Here is a 16,158-nt window from a genome sequence, read left to right as displayed (position 1 = left end):
ATTGATACCATAAGGAAAGCGAAGAAAATGGCGATTAAGGTTTATACAGATTCAGATGCAGATGGCGCAGTCCTGAAACAGGGCAAAGTTGCTGTTATCGGCTATGGCAGTCAGGGGCGTGCCCATGCGCTCAACCTGAAAAATTCCGGTTGTGACGTCATTGTTGGCGTACGTCCGGGCGGCAAAGGCGATACGCAAGCCAAAGCAGACGGCCTGACCACGGCACCAGTGCGTGAGGCAGCAGAGCAAGCCAATGTCATCTGTATGCTGACCCCCGATATGAGCCATGAGAGCATTTATGAGGAAGACATTGCTCCGGCATTGAATGATGGCGATTGCATCTCTTTCGCGCACGGCTTCACCATTCTTTATGGCCGCGTCAAGCCGCCTGAAAATGTTGACGTCATCATGGTCGCTCCCAAAGGTCCGGGCGATCTGGTCCGCCGTGAATATGAGCGTGGTCGCGGTGTGCCCTGCCTGTTTGCCGTGCATCAGGATGCCACTGGCAACGCCAAAGCACGGGCATTATCCTATGCCTCTTTGATTGGCGGAACGACCGCTGGCACATTGGAAACAACCTTCCGCGAAGAAACCGAAACCGATTTGTTCGGTGAGCAGGCCGTATTGTGCGGCGGCGCTACCGAATTGGTGATGAAGGGTTTTGAAACACTGACCGAAGCCGGTTACCGCCCGGAAATCGCCTATTATGAATGCTTGCACGAGCTGAAGCTGATCGTCGATCTGCTCTATGAAGGCGGTATTGCCAAAATGCACGATTTCATCTCTGAAACGGCGGCTTATGGCGATCTTACTTCTGGTCCGCGCGTCATCAATGATGAGACCAAAAACCGGATGCGCGAAGTGCTGACTGACATTCAGAATGGCACTTTTGCCCAGAACTGGATTTTGGAAAATCAGACCGGCAAAGTGAAATATGACCAGATGATGCGCACTGATCTCAATCACCCGATTGAGGAAACTGGCAAGGAATTGCGCTCGCTCATGCCGTGGTTGCAAGACGGCGCAAACACCAAAGGCAGCTAAACCGGCCTATCCGGATACGCAAAACCCGGGATATGCCGACAAAGAGAGACGAAACCATGAATGCGATTACCCCTCCGCCCGCGCAAAGCCAAAGCGACGGCCAGTCTGCTGCAACGCAGGATGGTGCTGTGCAGAAATCAGGAGCTGATCTCCTGCTTGATGCATTGGAAGAGCAGGGCGTAGAGGTAATTTTCGGCTATCCGGGCGGGGCAGTGCTGCCGATTTATGATGCGCTGGATAAGCGCGGCACCATCAAGCATATCATGGTGCGGCACGAACAAGGCGCAGTACATGCCGCTGAAGGCTATGCGCGCTCCACCGGCAAACCAGGCATCGTGCTGGTCACATCCGGCCCCGGGGCCACCAATGCCGTTACCGGACTGACCGATGCCTTGCTCGATTCCATTCCTCTGGTGTGCATTACGGGGCAGGTGGCGCGCCCGTTAATCGGTACGGATGCGTTTCAGGAATGTGATACGATCGGCATCACCCGCAATTGCACCAAGCATAATTATATGGTCGACCATGCCGATCGCTTGGCCGGAGTGGTGCATGAGGCATTCCATATCGCCACCCAGGGCAGGCCCGGACCAGTGCTGATCGACATTCCCAAAGACGTACAGTTTGAGAGTGGCTCCTATACAGCCAAGGCGGACGCAGTGGCGCGGCCAATAGTTGCCAAGCCGCTTATGGATGATGAGCGTATCGCCAAGGTAGTGGATATGCTGCGCAGCGCACGCAAACCAGTATTTTATACAGGCGGCGGCGTCATCAATGCAGGGCCAGAAGCGTCCGAGACATTGCGTGCGCTTGCCCATGCCAGCAATGTTCCCGTGACCTCTACATTGATGGGGCTGGGCGCTTTCCCAGCATCAGATCGGCAATGGCTGGGTATGCTGGGTATGCATGGCAGTTATGAAGCCAATAATGCGATGCATGATTGCGACCTAATGGTCTGTATCGGCGCGCGCTTTGATGACCGGGTAACCGGAAGGCTTGATGCTTTCTCCCCCGGATCAAAGAAAATTCATATCGATATTGACCCTAGCTCAATTAACAAAAATGTGCCGGTTGACCTGCCGGTTATTGGCGATGCGGGCAAAATCTTGGCTGCATTGCTGCAAAAATGGCAAAGCACCGAAGCAGATAGCCCGTGCGACCCGGCCCGTTTGGATGGCTGGTGGGCAGAAATTGCTGGTTGGCGCGGCAAGAACAGCTTTGCCTATGCAAAATCGGATAGTCTGATCAAACCACAATATGCCGTTGAACGGTTATATGAGCTGACCAAGGGCTATGACACCTATATCACCACCGAAGTGGGCCAGCACCAGATGTGGGCTGCGCAGCATTTCCATTTTGAGCAGCCCAATCGCTGGATGACGTCGGGCGGCTTGGGCACCATGGGCTATGGCCTGCCAGCCGCTCTGGGTGTGCAGGAAGCGCACCCCGATGCTCTGGTCATTGATATTGCCGGCGATGCGTCGGTACAAATGTGTATTCAGGAAATGTCTGCTGCCATTCAATATGGCTTGCCGATCAAGATCTTCATCCTGAACAATGAATATCTGGGCATGGTGCGCCAATGGCAGGAATTGCTGCACGACAAGCGCTATGCACAAAGCTATTCCGCATCTCTCCCTGACTTTGTCAAATTGGCAGAGGCTTATGGCGGCGAAGGCTTTTGTGCAGAACATCCGGATGAGTTGGACGACAAAATCATCGCCATGATTAAGAGTGATAAGCCGGTATTGTTTGATTGCCGCGTCACCAAAGAAGAGAATGTCTTTCCGATGATCCCATCAGGCGCAGCGCATAATGATATGTTGCTGGGCGGCGCGGTGACTGGCGAAGAAATTTCTGCAGCGGGCAAGGTGTTGGTCTGATGAGTGATACCCCGAATGATACACCTGATAATATGGCGCCATCACAATCGGTCTATCCGGTTTCATCAGGTGATCCGGCCATTTATGAATGCATATTGGCAGCAATTGTTGACAATGAGCCGGGCGTATTGGCCCGCGTTGTGGGACTGATCTCTGCGCGTGGCTATAATATTGAGAGCCTGACCGTTGCTGAAACCGATGTGATGAAACACCGTTCACGTATCACCATTGTGACCAGCGGCACCGCGACAAAAATTTCCCAGATCAAGGCGCAATTGGAACGTCTTGTGCCGGTTCGACGGGTTATCGATGTCACGGCAGAAAGCGACGCAATTGAGCGTGAACTGGCGCTGGTCAAGGTTGAGGGCAGCGGTGAACAACGATTGGAAGCCATGCGGGTCGCCGATATCTTCCGCGCCCGGCCCATTGATATCACGCATAACAGCTTTGTATTTGAAGTGACCGGCACACGCGACAAAGTTAATGCCTTTATTGACCTGATGCGCCCATTAGGATTGGTCGAGAACTCACGCACGGGCGTATTGAGCATCCGGCGCGGCGCAGAAGCCAATTGACCCCGATATTCACGAACCAAACCGGCTAACCAACCCAAGGAGAAGACGATGATATTATCACTGCTATCACTATTAACCCTTGGATTACTGCTTCTATTGGGCCTCAATCTGGCAATGAAAGCAAATAATAGCCCTACGCGCAAAAATGTGCTTGTGAAAATTCGTGATCAAGGAGCGCCCCATGACGCCCGAACAAACCGTTTCGACTGAACCCACCCCTGCCAGCGACCATGTCAAAATTTTTGACACCACTTTGCGCGATGGCGAGCAAGCACCCGGCTTTTCCATGTCCACAGCGGGCAAGCTGGTTATGGCGCGTGAACTGGCGCGCCTGAATGTCGACATTATCGAAGCCGGATTTGCTGCGGCCTCACCCGGCGATATGGCAGCGGTCAAAGCTGTCGCAGAAGAAATTGGCGATGGCGCCAACAGCCCGACCATATGTTCACTGGCCCGGTTGAATATCCGCGATATTGATGCATCGGCCGAGGCGACAAGCCCAGCAACGAACCGCCGCATCCACACCTTTATCGGCACCAGCCCATTGCACCGTGATGCTAAGCTGAAAATGTCGAAATCACAGATATTGACCGCGATCACTGATCTGGTCGCGCATGCGCGGTCGGCCTGTGACGATATCGAATTTTCGCCCGAAGACGCCATCCGCACAGAACGTGACTATCTGGTTGAAGCTGTGCAGGCCGCGATTGAGGCCGGAGCAACGACCATCAATATCCCTGATACTGTGGGCTATACCACGCCGGAGGAAATCCAGAATCTGTTCGCGTTTCTGACCAGTGAAGTGCCCGGCGCTGCTGGCGTTACCTTCTCAACTCATTGCCATGATGATCTGGGTCTGGCGGTTGCCAATTCACTGGCCGCAGTGCGCGGCGGTGCACGGCAGATCGAATGTGCGGTGAACGGCATTGGTGAGCGGGCAGGCAATTGCTCATTGGAAGAAGCCGTGATGGCATTGGCCACGCGGCGCGACCATTTTGGCCTGACCACACAGATCAACACCCCGCGCCTCTACCCAACCAGTGTCGCGCTGACTCAAGTGACCCACCAGCCCATTGCTCGCAATAAAGCGATTGTCGGCAAAAACGCCTTTGCGCATGAGGCAGGCATTCATCAGCATGGTGTGCTGGCGGATAAGCGCACTTATGAAATTATGGACGCCGAAGCGGTGGGTATGCCCAGCAACTCTATCGTATTGGGTAAGCATTCGGGCAAGCATGCGCTGAAATCCCGTATTGAGGCTATTGGCCTGTCAGCCGATAAGGCCCGTTTGGATGAGCTGTTTGTAAAATTCAAAGCCTTGGCGGATACACAGCGCGAGGTGACCGATAATGATCTGGTGCGCCTTGTCACAGGGTCCAATATGCCGCCGGGCCGCGCTGGGCCATGGCGTTTGCGTCAAGTTGAGATGGAATATGCCATTGATGCCGATCATAAGCCCAATGCCCGTGTGGTGATGGAGCATGAAGATGGCACCAGCAAAACCATCATTGGTGAGGGCCAGGGACCATTTGACGCTGCCTTTCATGCCGTTTGCGCCATTGCCGATGTGAGTGGACGCATTTGCACATTGGATATTCATCACGTCGCCGATGGTGCCGACCGCAATGTGCGTGCAGAATCGGTCATCAATATTGATGGAGCCGAATATGAAGGGTCTATTCGTGAAGTCGATGTGGCCTATGCCGCAGTGGGCGCCTTTGTTGTGGCTGTAAATGCCGCTTTGGTGGCTCAAGGACGCGAGAAGGCAGCTTGAGTGGGAAACGATATGACTGACACTCCCCAAACCCTATATGACAAATTATGGGATGCCCATCTGGTGGCGCCAGAGGGCGAGGACAGCCCTGCGATATTATATATCGATCTGCATCTGGTGCACGAAGTCACTTCACCGCAAGCCTTTACCGTGTTGAAAGAGCGCGGTCTGGATGTACGGCGACCTGATCTGACCAAAGCCACTTTGGACCATAGTGTGCCGACCCTGCCCGCCAATAAGGATGGCAGCCTGCCCTATGCGACCGAAGATGCCGCTATGCAGGTTGCAGCGCTGCAAGACCATTGCGCTGATTATGGCATAGAGCTGTTTGGTCTAGGGGATCACCGGCGCGGTATTGTGCATGTTATCGGCCCCGAATTGGGCCTGACCCAGCCGGGCAAGACGATTGTGTGCGGCGATAGCCATACCTCCACCCATGGTGCATTCGGCGCACTGGCCTTTGGTATTGGCACAACAGAGGTTGGCCATGTGCTGGCGACGCAATGCCTGTTCCAGCGCAAAGCAAAAACCATGCGTGTGCGCTTTACTGGTGCGTTGCAACCAGGGGTTTCTGCCAAGGATATGGCGCTGGCGATGATCGCCCATGTCGGTGCTGATGGCGGACAGGGCCATGCTATGGAATTTTCTGGCCCCGCAGTGGAAGCGCTGGATATGGAAGGGCGTATGACATTGTGCAACATGTCAATAGAGGCTGGTGCGCGTGTCGGTCTGGTTGCGCCTGATGAAACAACATTTGCCTTTTTGGAAGGTCGCGAGCGCGCACCCAAAACCAAAGACTGGGCCGACGCTGTCTCTCAGTGGAAGCAATTGCACAGCGATGATGATGCGCATTTTGATCAGGAAATAGAGATTAACGCGAGTGCGATCACGCCAATGATTACTTACGGCGTCTCCCCCGATGCAGCAGCGGCAATTAACGGGCAGCACCCTGCGCTGGCCAATGATAATGCGCGTGAGGCTGCGGATTATATGCAGCTTCAGGCCGGGCAGGATTTTGATGCTGTGCGCGTTGACCGGGTATTTATCGGCAGCTGCACCAATGCGCGGCTGACCGATTTGCGTGCTGCGGCAAATATCTTGCGCGGCCGTACACTTGCAGATCATGTCGCCATGTTGGTAGCCCCGGGTTCAGAAGCTATCAAGGCTGAGGCTGAAGCCGAAGGACTGCACAGTATATTTATTGCTGCTGGCGCGGAATGGCGGGAGCCGGGCTGTTCCATGTGTATCGCCATGAACGGCGATAAAGGGCAACCGGGCGAACTGGTCGTTTCTACTTCCAATCGCAATTTTAAAGGGCGGCAGGGCAAAGATGTGCGCACCATGCTGGCTAGCCCCGCTACGGCTGCGGCATGCGCAGTAAATGGCTATCTGGCTGACCCACGCCAATTTGCCGGCCAGTTTGCCGATAGTGACCAGACAGAAGAAAGCAGCGCGGCATGACCCCTTTTACCAAGCTGACATCCAAAAGCGTGATATTGGAGCAAGTCGATATCGACACTGATCAGATTATTCCGGCGCGTTTTTTAACCACAACGGAAAGCGCAGGACTGGGCGACAAAGCCTTTTATGACTGGCGGCGCGATGAAAATGGTGCGCTGCGTGACAATCATGTGCTCAACCATGTTAACACGGCCACCCATCAGATATTGGTGGCCGGACCGAATTTTGGCTGCGGTTCATCGCGTGAACATGCGCCTTGGGCCCTGCTGGACTTTGGTTTTCGTGTGGTGATTTCCTCTGACATTGCCGATATTTTTACCAGCAACGCCCTGAAAAACGGTTTGCTGCCAGTGCAAGTGCCTGCTGACATTCACGCGCAATTGCTGGCCAAGCCCGGCCTATCCATCACGGTAGATCTGGAGAATGAGCAGCTTAGTGCACAAGACATAAGCTGCCACTTCACAATCGAACGTTTTGCCCGCCAATGCTTGCTCGACGGGGTGGATCCGCTCGGCGCGTTACTGGCGCAGCGTGAGGCTATTAGCCGTTTCGAAATCGCACAAAATCAGAGCTGAATCATGACCGATCAACATAATATTATCTTGCTGCCTGGTGACGGTATTGGACCTGAAGTCACGCGCGCAATGCAGACAATATTGAATGCCGTTGCAGCCAAATTTACGCTAAATCTGCATTGTAATGAGAAGCTGTTTGGCGGGGCTGCGATTGATGCGACCGGCACATCATTGCCCGATGATACATTGTCTGCTTGCCTAGCGAGCGATGCAGTTTTTCTGGGCGCAGTGGGCGACCCGAAATATGATGGCGCACCAGTGCGGCCCGAACAAGGCCTGCTGTCTCTGCGCGCCCAAATGCAGGTATTTGCCAATTTACGGCCCGTTGCAATCATGACCGGCTTAGAGGACTTCTCCCCATTGCGGGCTGAGCGTGTGCACGGCACAGATATGTTGATCGTGCGCGAACTAACCGGCGGCGTTTATTTTGGCGAACGTGAAGAGAGCGACGAAAACGCCTCTGACCTATGCCGCTATAGCCGCGCAGAAGTGGAACGGGTTGCGCGCATTGCTTTCACCGCTGCACAGGCACGTAGCGGCAAGTTGGTCAGCGTTGACAAAGCCAATGTGCTGGCCACCAGTCGATTATGGCGCAATGCGGTCAATGCCCTGCACAGGGATGAATTTCCCGATGTCGAACTAACGCACCAGCTGGTCGATTCTATGGCAATGAAACTTATCACCGACCCGTCAGCTTATGATGTTATGCTGACCGAAAATATGTTCGGCGATATTTTGAGCGATGAAGCCAGTGTCATTTCCGGCTCGATCGGCCTGTTGCCATCGGCATCTTTGGGAACCAATGGCCCCGGCCTTTACGAACCTATTCACGGCTCTGCACCGGATATTGCAGGCCAGGATATTGCTAACCCTATTGGCGCGATCCTCTCTGCTGCGATGATGTTGCGTCATAGTCTTGGCTTGGAAGAACCTGCCGCGGCAATTGAAGCTGCCGTGCAAAGCGCTCTTGGCTCCGGTCTGCGCACACATGATCTGGGCGGCGATACAGGCTGCAGTGCCGCAGCCGCAGCAATTGCGGGCCAGCTCTAAAATTAGCGCTAGCGAAATTTATCCGGCAATGTTGTAGCCGCTTGCTGCGCGCCCGTCATGCTGCTTGCGGCATGGTATGGCAATGGGCTAGTGTTTCCAAAACCCATCCCCATTATTCGCCAAAGGCCCGTGCATGTCGCTTTTACCATTTCGCCCATTCATCATCTTTGCAACTCTCGCTGGCCTTGCCTTAGCGCCGCTTCAAGCACAAAATACTGACCAGCGTATCGCGAATATTTCAGCGCAGCCAAAGGTGAGCGCTGCGCTGCAATCGCTTGAAGATATGCGTGAGAAAAATATTGAGCGGCTGATCGCCATTACCGAAATTCCAGCACCGCCATTTGCCGAAGAAGCGCGCGCCGCGGACTTTGCGCAGCGACTGCGCGATATTGGCCTTACTGATGTCACCATTGATAGCACAGGCAATGTCATCGCTCGTCGCGCAGGAACAGGCAAAGAGACCGGCGCATTGGCCCTTGTTGCGCATCTGGATACTGTCTTCCCTGCCGGTACTGATGTCACCGTGCGGCGTGAGGGCAATCAATATTTTGCCCCGGGCATTGGTGACAATTCTCAAGGGCTGGTTGCGTTGCTAGCGCTAGCTGAAGTGATGGAACTGCATGGTATCACGACCACGCGCGATATTCTGTTTGTCGGATCTGTCGGTGAGGAAGGGCTGGGCGATTTGCGCGGGGTGCGCGCACTTTTTGCCGAAGGCGGCCCGAATATTTCCAGCATGGTCGCCATTGATGGCGGCGGGGCTAGCCGATTGGTTACGACAGCTGTCGGCTCTCATCGTTACCGTGTTACATTTTCCGGCCCTGGCGGTCATAGCTATGGGGCTTTTGGCCGTGCCCATCCGCATCAAGCGCTAGCCGAAGCCATTACACGCTTTACTGAGGCCGCAACGCCGATAACGCAAGAAGGACCAAAAGCGACATTTTCAGTTGGTCGGATCGGCGGCGGCACATCGATCAATTCCATCCCCTTTACCAGTTGGATGGAGGTCGATATGCGCTCGGCCAATCCTGATAAGTTGGCAGCACTTGATGTGGTTTTTCAGAACGCAATGACCGAGGCGCTTGAGGTAGAGAATGCACGGCGCAGCGCCAATGACCCACTCACGGTTGAGATTACATCGGTTGGCAAGCGCCCCGCTGGCAGCAATGCCGAAGATGCGGCCTTGGTGACCAATGCCATGAGCGCGATCCGTCAATTGGGTATGCAGCCGCAGCAGGTTGCTTCATCAACCGATGCCAATATTCCACTATCCTTGGGCATCCCTGCCATCACTCTAGGCCGTGGCGGTATTAGCCGTAACGCCCATGCGCCCAATGAAAGCTGGGAGGACAAAGACACCCATATTGCCCTGCAAGTGTTGCTGTTGACCATTTTGGCAGAAACCAACGACTAAGCGATGCACATTGTCCTTATTTGCCGTTTTTGGTTGGAGAGAATAGCAAAATCAGCAAAAGTATAATGCCAAAAGCAGGCACCAAACCAACGAGCAGCCACCATGGGGTAATTCCCATATCTCGGCATCGCTTCACACTGGCTGCCAATGCCACCCATATTAAAGCTATTGACGCCATACCCAGCCAAGAGGAATCTTCACCTAGCCAGCCTAGCAGAATCAGCCAGATAAAAATTGCACCTGCACTATGCGCAAAAAATGTGCTGCGCCCAATCCTGCCAGCGAATGAAAAAGCATTATTCTCTTCAGGCGGAATAGTTGCTGGCCGTTTAGCAGGCAATTTATCGTCCTGCTTTACGTCTGGCGTCATCAGATCTTCAAATATATCATTCTTGCCCCAAGGGCGCTGCGCAGGTTCGCTGCTTTTGCGCCGTGCCCGCTGATAAGCAGGTGGGCGAGAAGGCGATGTGGTATTTCCACGCTGCGCCTTTTTGTCGCCCGATAGGCCTTGGCCCGATTTGCGAACAGCCGGAACACTCTCTGTTGCGGCGTCGACTTCGCGCTCAAGAGCAGCCAAGCGCTTCTCCAGATCGGACTCATCATTTGCTGTTAATGCATCATTGGCCGCACGTGCAGATAGCGCATTATCCTCCAGATTATTGGTCTCAGAAATATTGGCATCTGGAGCGTTTATATCTTGATCAGGTTCGGCGTCAGAAACACTATCAGCCTCTATCCCAAGCTCGCCTTCTTGTTCGGCTTTCTGCGCGGGGATAGGCGAAGGCACTATGGGTCGAGGCCCCAGCATCTCCAGCAATATATTGGTTAAAACAGGGCAATCACCAGCAGCCATGCTGATGCGGTTGTCGGCCTCCGCTTCATATTCAATATGGGTTTCCCATGTAATCATCCGTGCATCAACAGCGCGCCGCCATTTGCGCGCATTAGACAGCATATATTTACGCTGACCATCATCCACGATGATAACGGGCTGATGCGAAGAAGACATTGTCATTCCCTTCCCGCGCTATAATGGCTTGATCGGCCGCAAACCATTACTCTGTCGCGCACAAAGCACCCTCAAAAGTTACCTCATAGACCCCTTGAGAGGTTAGCCTTGGCAGAGCTTTAGCGAGTTTATAGCTTTTATTGTCACCCCGATATGTATATTCGCCAGCGCCGCTATAGCTGATGGTGTTGAAAGGTGGGCGCTGCCCCTGGCTAATCGAATAATATAGCTCTGATGTATTGGTCAGCGCCTCTCCTTCACGTGAGCGCAGTTCATAGCTGCTATTGGCACTGATATAACGATCAACCAGAAGCCAATCCCCCGCTATCCTCTTCCAGGCAAAGTAGAAACTCTTGCTGCTGTTGCAATTATTCACAATACGAATGGTCGCGCGCTCCCCCTTGCCGCCTGGCCCGCCAAAATAGCGCCAATCAATATAGCCAATATCCCCGGCACCATTATATATCTCGGCATATTTGCCATTCACTGTCCCCATAACTTCCAATTCGCTTCCTATGGAGACAGTCTTTGAACCTTTTTGGGGCGATGTATCGCTTGGCTGTGAAAGTTGCACCGTATCAGCCAAAATCCTGTATTTGCCTGCATAAAAGGTCTCAATTGCAGGCATTTCATTTTCCACCAAATTGGGACCATAGGTGAATTTGCCTGCATGCTCACCGCTGGTGATACGGAACCAGTTTATCGATGGATCAACAATACTGGGAACATAATAGCCTTGCACTTCTTGACCGCGTGCAATGCTGCCCCTTGCGCGGCTTGTGCCTGTTGCCTCGGCCCGCAAATTGGCTTTAGCAGATACATAGCGAATAACCGATTCAGGCTCTGGCTCTTCATATGCCGCATACTCCCCATCATCTGTGCTGCGAGTAGCAATGGTTAGCCACACTATGCCGCCACAAAGCACCGCAATGCAAAGCGCCACAAGTAAAGGAGAAACACCGCGTACAGGCTCGGCAACACCTTCGGGTGCATCAGGTTCAGCAGGAGGTTCGACAGCGGGTTCGGTAGGGGGTGGAGGAGGCGGAGCAGCTGGAGGCAATTGCGTTTCTGTTACGATTGGTGGAGCCACAATAGGGGCTGAAGCAGCAAGGGACGCTTTAGCTGCATCTTCGCCTTGCGGCACTGCATCGTCATCGCCAACTATGGTGAAGTTAACGGTCTGTTCGATAGAAGCATCATCTGGCGTTTCAGGCGGTGTTTCGGCTAGCGGTGCATCATTAACTTCAGGCTCCGGGCCTAGATATTCATCAAGTAAAACTGCCAGTTCGGGGCAGTCCCGCGCCATAATATCGCTGCGGTCTCCACCTTCATACTCGCAAGTGACAATGGTGTTTCTATCGATAAGTTTATTATCAATCGCAATACGCCACTTTTTTGCATTAGGAAGCCTGATAAGTTTGCGCCCATCATTGACAATGATGGTCAATTTTCTTTGATTATTTGCCATATAACTTGCGCCCCCATCACAAGTTTTCGTCAAATTATATTGCTTGCGAATCGATTGGTTTACCATATGATAAATAGTGATTGGGGAGATGCAATCGCTCAGGTTGCGCAAGACCAGCAATGATTTTGAGGGAGAGAGAGGCTTTGGTCCGCAAAACCGAGAAGGCCAATGGCAACATGATTGGAATCGCACTGGGCGCAATTGCCTTGCTGGCGATTTTGGCCGGAGCGTATTTTTTTCTGTTTATGAGCGGCAAAGACGAGGCCGCACCTGAAACAGCATCTGTATGTCTGCCCAGTCAGGTTACCGACTTTCTGGACCGCGAAAAAGCCATCAAAGATGCGCCTAGCCGCATTGCGGTCTATCTTGATGCCTCTGCCGGTATGCGAGGATATGTTAATCCTTCGCAGGGCAGCTCCAACATCATTGCAAATTTCATCACCGAGACCAAGAATTACACCCGCAGCGGTGCCATTTACAAGGGTGCTGAAAAAGGCCAGGTCGATTTTTACCGGTTCGACAAAATAATCGGCACAAAACCACTAGCCGAGCCTGAGGACTATGGAAAACCAGCCGTTTATACAGGTACCGAAACCCGGATAACCGATGTTTTGGCTCTGGTCGCCAAACAGCGCACCGAAAATGCCAAAAACGGCAATGAACAATTGACCATCATTGTCACCGATCTGATGCTAGACGACACGTCGGCCGCGGATGATTTTGAAGCATCTGTTGGCGGCGAACTGCGCACAGCTGTGACCGAAGATAATCTGGCCATTGGAATTTTGGGCCTGCGTGTGCCTTTTGATGGTCCTATATATCATGCCGGAAAAACCTACCCCGCCAAGCTGAGACGCAGGCCTTTGATTATGTTGATGATCGGGCAGCCAAGGCATGTCAGGTCATTTCACGATTATCTGTCCACTTCCGAAACCCAGGGTCTGGGCGGCCCTGGGACTGAATCCGCCCGGCGCGCCTTTGCCATGTTCGGGCAATCTGCGGGCAGTTTACAATATGCACCGGCCAAAGTGCGCGGCACGCGTACCGGCTTTCGCTCTAAGCGCGCGACGACTAATCCCTTGCTGGCCCGTAAATTGGGGACATTGCAGCAATTAAACTTTGATAAGGACAAGACGAAAAATGACGATGCCAAGCAGGGATTGTCGATAGCATTGGAAGCCAATGCCACCGTGGCACCTTATGAAGTTATTGGTGACGAGCCACGCCAATCATCACGCATCTGGCAATTGTCTGAAGGCGAAGCACAAAGCACGGAATGCTTCTCCACCATGTGGATAGCGGCCCCTGAATTGCCCAAAACTGGTTGGAAGGCAAAGGGGCAAAAGATAAATTATCTTCTCACCGCAGATACTGTTGACCTGTCCGCAATCCGCAATCCCGGCACCTATCTTGTCCAGCTGACAGCCGGTCAGGCTGGCCTTGTTCCCGATCATCCCGCCGCGGCATGGATGACCAGCTGGTCGATGTCGAGCGCGCAAATTACTGCCAATTTGCGCAACCGCAGAGAAATCAACGCGCCCGGGCTGGAGCCTTTGCGACGGATGCTCACCAATGAATTGATTGAAAACGGACGCGAGACTGTCACGCGCTCTGTATCGCACTTTGTATTGGAGGTCGAATAATGCCGGCCATCACGGAGAATAGTAAATGGTAAATGCTTTGGCCAAATATTTCGGACTATGGCTGGTCGTGACCTTGGCCGTTGGCTTTTTGGCATCCTTGTCTGTCAGCGGCAGTGAATCTCTTAATGCAGAGATTGTTGAGCGCTATGAGCAAAATCTGGCCGAGCAAAATGGCGATGGACTGACCGAAGAGCAGATTCAGGAAAATATTGTCGCTCTCGACCAGTTTTTGGAACGTGAGGCAGAGCGTGCCGAGGGCAGCCTGCTTAACTGGTATGCCATTGCGATGGTGATCCCCTTATTGTTTGGCATCGCTTTTGTTGCTCAGGCAGCGATTGAGGCCGAAAAGGCCAGCACACCGGATGAATTTAAGGCTTTGCGGCCGAGTTGGACGAAATTGATCGCCACCATGCTGATTCTGATTATTATATTGGGCGCACTCGCCCATTTTACTGAACTTTTTGGTCTTTGGCCGACAAAATTACAGCCCGCATTGGCCTGGGGTTGGCCAGCAGGCCTGATTATATTGTCTGCGCTTATCTATGCGGGCGGCACTAAGCTGGCCACGCCGGATATTATGCAGCCATCATTACCACTTTAAGGCGATGGCATGGATGAGAACTGTTTATCTGAAACAAATGTCCAATAGTGACATGAAACGGAAAAATTTATGGATATCTTGATTGGCGTAGGCGGCACAGGAGCCAAGATCGTAGAAGCGGTCATACAATTGGCATCCACTGGCATTGGCCCGCGCGAAATGCAGGTCGGTTTTGTCGACCAAGATAAGAGCGGCGGCAATCTTACCCATGCCCAGCTGGTATTGAACAATTATATCAATGCCCGCAAAAGCTGGCGTGATGCAGAATCGACCCACCGCGTTGATGGCGATGCTGAATGCCCGATTTTCGCGACTGACCTCAAAATATTAGGGGATTCTGACGGCAAATGGGTGCCTGCGGATAAGGATGGATCGACATTATCCAATATCCTTGGCCCCATGAACGCCGATCAATATCTGTTCGATGCATTGTTTGGAACCGGTGAAGGCGAAGAGCATGAAGAGCAGAATATGGTGCTGGATCGCGGTTATCGTGGCCGCCCGCATGTTGGCGCCGCGGCTATCACTGCGCGGGCTAGCGATGGCGGCAGTTTCTGGGATACCATTACCGACACCATAAAGGGCACTGGCGAGGGTCAGCATGTCCGCATTCTTTTGGCAGGTTCGGTTTTTGGCGGCACAGGCGCTGCTGGCTTCCCGACTATAGCGCGGATCATCCGTCAGCATCTGGACGAAGCCAATATTTCCAAAAATGTTGAGATTGGCGGCGCGCTCATGTTGCCCTATTTTGGTTTTCCTGATCCGTCGGATGACCAGAACCAAAATGTCGCACGCGCGCACGAGCAATTGCTACAGGCCCGTGGAGCCTTGCGCCATTATCAACGCATGTTGACCGAACAGCGCATTTTCAATCAGCTCTATCTTGTGGGCTGGGACCCCTTTTTCCGCCTTGATTACCACCAGGATGGCGGCGGCGACCAGCTGAACCCTGCACTATTGCCGGAAATGCTGGCAGCAACCGCTGCGGCGAGTTTCTTTACCAAAGAGCGCCTGCCGGACAGTGGCGACATTCAGGAAATCCAGATATCCGCACGGAAAGATAAGCCGCAAATCAACTGGCCTGATATTCCGGCCATTGGTGACGGTGGTTCGCGTGAACTACACGGCAAGATCGCGCAGTATCTGCGTTTCGCAGCGGCCTTTAAATTCTGGTATTCCAACTTTGCCGATGAAGATAGCCGCAAGGGCGTGACCAAGCAGAAATGGTATAAAGTTCAGCAGCTCGACGAGATTGACTGGCTAAAAGACAGCCCGACAACGGCCTTGTCGCATCTGAATGCGTCTCTCGACGATTTTCTGATCTGGTGCCAGGCGATAGAATCCTATGCCCGGCGTGATCCGTCTTTCAGTTTTAACTTATGGAATGTCGATGCGCTGGTTGGGCCGGTTGATTTTGAAAACCCGAACAACCTGCCAGAAGCCGAAAAATTCTTGACGGCACAAGAATATAAAATTGTTTTTGATCGCATTGCCCAGAAATTTGATCAGGGCGAAAAGGCCATGCCCAGCACGGCCAGTATGGCTTCAAATTTAAGCGACGATACTTTGGTCCTTGAAGGGGATCATCGCCAGATGGCGCATATGATTGTTGCTCTATACGCCTATAGCTCTGTTCATGAAATAAGCGACGACTGACGCGC

13 protein-coding genes are annotated in these 16,158 nt (G+C 53.1%); 11 read left to right on the top strand and 2 right to left on the bottom strand.

All coding sequences use genetic code 11. The features are described 5' to 3' along the window. Positions 1 to 33: 33 nt before the first annotated feature. From ilvC to ACR9YC_RS00510, 8 genes are all read left to right on the top strand, one after another. The gene (ilvC, locus tag ACR9YC_RS00545; protein ID WP_438731885.1) at positions 34 to 1,044 is read left to right on the top strand and encodes a ketol-acid reductoisomerase; all 1,011 of its coding nucleotides are present in this window, start codon (positions 34 to 36) and stop codon (positions 1,042 to 1,044) included. A gap of 56 nt (positions 1,045 to 1,100) precedes the next feature. Beyond that, positions 1,101 to 2,927: an acetolactate synthase 3 large subunit gene (locus ACR9YC_RS00540; protein ID WP_438728657.1), complete on the top strand. Its 1,827-nt coding sequence runs from the start codon at positions 1,101 to 1,103 to the stop codon at positions 2,925 to 2,927. After that, positions 2,927 to 3,502, top strand: coding sequence for an acetolactate synthase small subunit (gene ilvN, locus ACR9YC_RS00535; RefSeq protein ID WP_438728655.1), 576 nt, complete (start codon positions 2,927 to 2,929; stop codon positions 3,500 to 3,502). Before ACR9YC_RS00540 ends, ilvN begins: the two co-directional genes overlap by 1 nt. A 181-nt stretch (positions 3,503 to 3,683) precedes the next feature. Further along, complete coding sequence (locus ACR9YC_RS00530) at positions 3,684 to 5,276, top strand: 2-isopropylmalate synthase (RefSeq protein ID WP_438728653.1); 1,593 nt, start codon at positions 3,684 to 3,686, stop codon at positions 5,274 to 5,276. 12 nt (positions 5,277 to 5,288) lie between these two features. Beyond that, complete coding sequence (leuC, locus tag ACR9YC_RS00525) at positions 5,289 to 6,737, top strand: 3-isopropylmalate dehydratase large subunit (RefSeq protein ID WP_438728651.1); 1,449 nt, start codon at positions 5,289 to 5,291, stop codon at positions 6,735 to 6,737. Beyond that, on the top strand, positions 6,734 to 7,312 hold the full coding sequence (leuD, locus tag ACR9YC_RS00520; RefSeq protein WP_438728649.1) for a 3-isopropylmalate dehydratase small subunit: 579 nt from the start codon (positions 6,734 to 6,736) through the stop codon (positions 7,310 to 7,312). The genes leuC and leuD overlap by 4 nt, the downstream gene beginning before the upstream one ends. Positions 7,313 to 7,315: 3 nt before the next feature. Further along, a complete protein-coding gene (gene leuB / locus ACR9YC_RS00515) occupies positions 7,316 to 8,362 on the top strand; it encodes a 3-isopropylmalate dehydrogenase (RefSeq protein WP_438728647.1) in 1,047 nt (348 codons plus the stop codon). A 133-nt stretch (positions 8,363 to 8,495) separates the two neighbouring features. Further along, a complete protein-coding gene (locus ACR9YC_RS00510) occupies positions 8,496 to 9,776 on the top strand; it encodes a M20/M25/M40 family metallo-hydrolase (RefSeq protein WP_438728645.1) in 1,281 nt (426 codons plus the stop codon). Between the two features lie 16 nt (positions 9,777 to 9,792). On the opposite strand, the gene ACR9YC_RS00505 is transcribed toward ACR9YC_RS00510, so the two are convergent. Next, on the bottom strand, positions 9,793 to 10,785 hold the full coding sequence (locus ACR9YC_RS00505) for a DUF805 domain-containing protein (protein ID WP_438728643.1): 993 nt from the start codon (positions 10,783 to 10,785) through the stop codon (positions 9,793 to 9,795). A gap of 46 nt (positions 10,786 to 10,831) precedes the next feature. Further along, positions 10,832 to 12,253, bottom strand: a complete 1,422-nt coding sequence (locus tag ACR9YC_RS00500) for a hypothetical protein (RefSeq protein WP_438728641.1) — start codon at positions 12,251 to 12,253, stop codon at positions 10,832 to 10,834. Between the two features lie 143 nt (positions 12,254 to 12,396). On the opposite strand from ACR9YC_RS00500, the gene ACR9YC_RS00495 reads away from it, so the two are divergent. The 3 genes from ACR9YC_RS00495 (at position 12,397) to ACR9YC_RS00485 (ending at position 16,153) form a co-directional block, all read left to right on the top strand. Beyond that, positions 12,397 to 13,896: a hypothetical protein gene (locus ACR9YC_RS00495; protein ID WP_438728639.1), complete on the top strand. Its 1,500-nt coding sequence runs from the start codon at positions 12,397 to 12,399 to the stop codon at positions 13,894 to 13,896. Positions 13,897 to 13,921: 25 nt separating this feature from the next. Further along, positions 13,922 to 14,497 (top strand): hypothetical protein, encoded by a 576-nt coding sequence (locus ACR9YC_RS00490; RefSeq protein WP_438728637.1) that lies wholly within the window; start codon positions 13,922 to 13,924, stop codon positions 14,495 to 14,497. Between the two features lie 69 nt (positions 14,498 to 14,566). Next, positions 14,567 to 16,153, top strand: a complete 1,587-nt coding sequence (locus tag ACR9YC_RS00485; protein WP_438728635.1) for a tubulin-like doman-containing protein — start codon at positions 14,567 to 14,569, stop codon at positions 16,151 to 16,153. Positions 16,154 to 16,158: the final 5 nt, after the last annotated feature.

Origin of the sequence: Parasphingorhabdus sp. DH2-15, assembly GCF_051668705.1 — a bacterium.
Classification (GTDB): domain Bacteria; phylum Pseudomonadota; class Alphaproteobacteria; order Sphingomonadales; family Sphingomonadaceae; genus Alterisphingorhabdus.
Note: the sequence above shows the minus strand (reverse complement) of the source record. Positions and strands in the feature narration are given on the sequence as shown.

Coding starts and splice junctions, on each gene's coding strand:
- ACR9YC_RS00500 (WP_438728641.1), bottom strand. CDS start 12,253: ATGGCAAATAATCAAAGAAAATTGACCATCATTGTCAATGATGGGCGC.
- ACR9YC_RS00490 (WP_438728637.1), top strand. CDS start 13,922: ATGGTAAATGCTTTGGCCAAATATTTCGGACTATGGCTGGTCGTGACC.
- ACR9YC_RS00505 (WP_438728643.1), bottom strand. CDS start 10,785: ATGTCTTCTTCGCATCAGCCCGTTATCATCGTGGATGATGGTCAGCGT.
- ACR9YC_RS00540 (WP_438728657.1), top strand. CDS start 1,101: ATGAATGCGATTACCCCTCCGCCCGCGCAAAGCCAAAGCGACGGCCAG.
- leuB (WP_438728647.1), top strand. CDS start 7,316: ATGACCGATCAACATAATATTATCTTGCTGCCTGGTGACGGTATTGGA.
- ACR9YC_RS00510 (WP_438728645.1), top strand. CDS start 8,496: ATGTCGCTTTTACCATTTCGCCCATTCATCATCTTTGCAACTCTCGCT.
- leuD (WP_438728649.1), top strand. CDS start 6,734: ATGACCCCTTTTACCAAGCTGACATCCAAAAGCGTGATATTGGAGCAA.
- ACR9YC_RS00530 (WP_438728653.1), top strand. CDS start 3,684: ATGACGCCCGAACAAACCGTTTCGACTGAACCCACCCCTGCCAGCGAC.
- ilvN (WP_438728655.1), top strand. CDS start 2,927: ATGAGTGATACCCCGAATGATACACCTGATAATATGGCGCCATCACAA.
- leuC (WP_438728651.1), top strand. CDS start 5,289: ATGACTGACACTCCCCAAACCCTATATGACAAATTATGGGATGCCCAT.
- ACR9YC_RS00485 (WP_438728635.1), top strand. CDS start 14,567: ATGGATATCTTGATTGGCGTAGGCGGCACAGGAGCCAAGATCGTAGAA.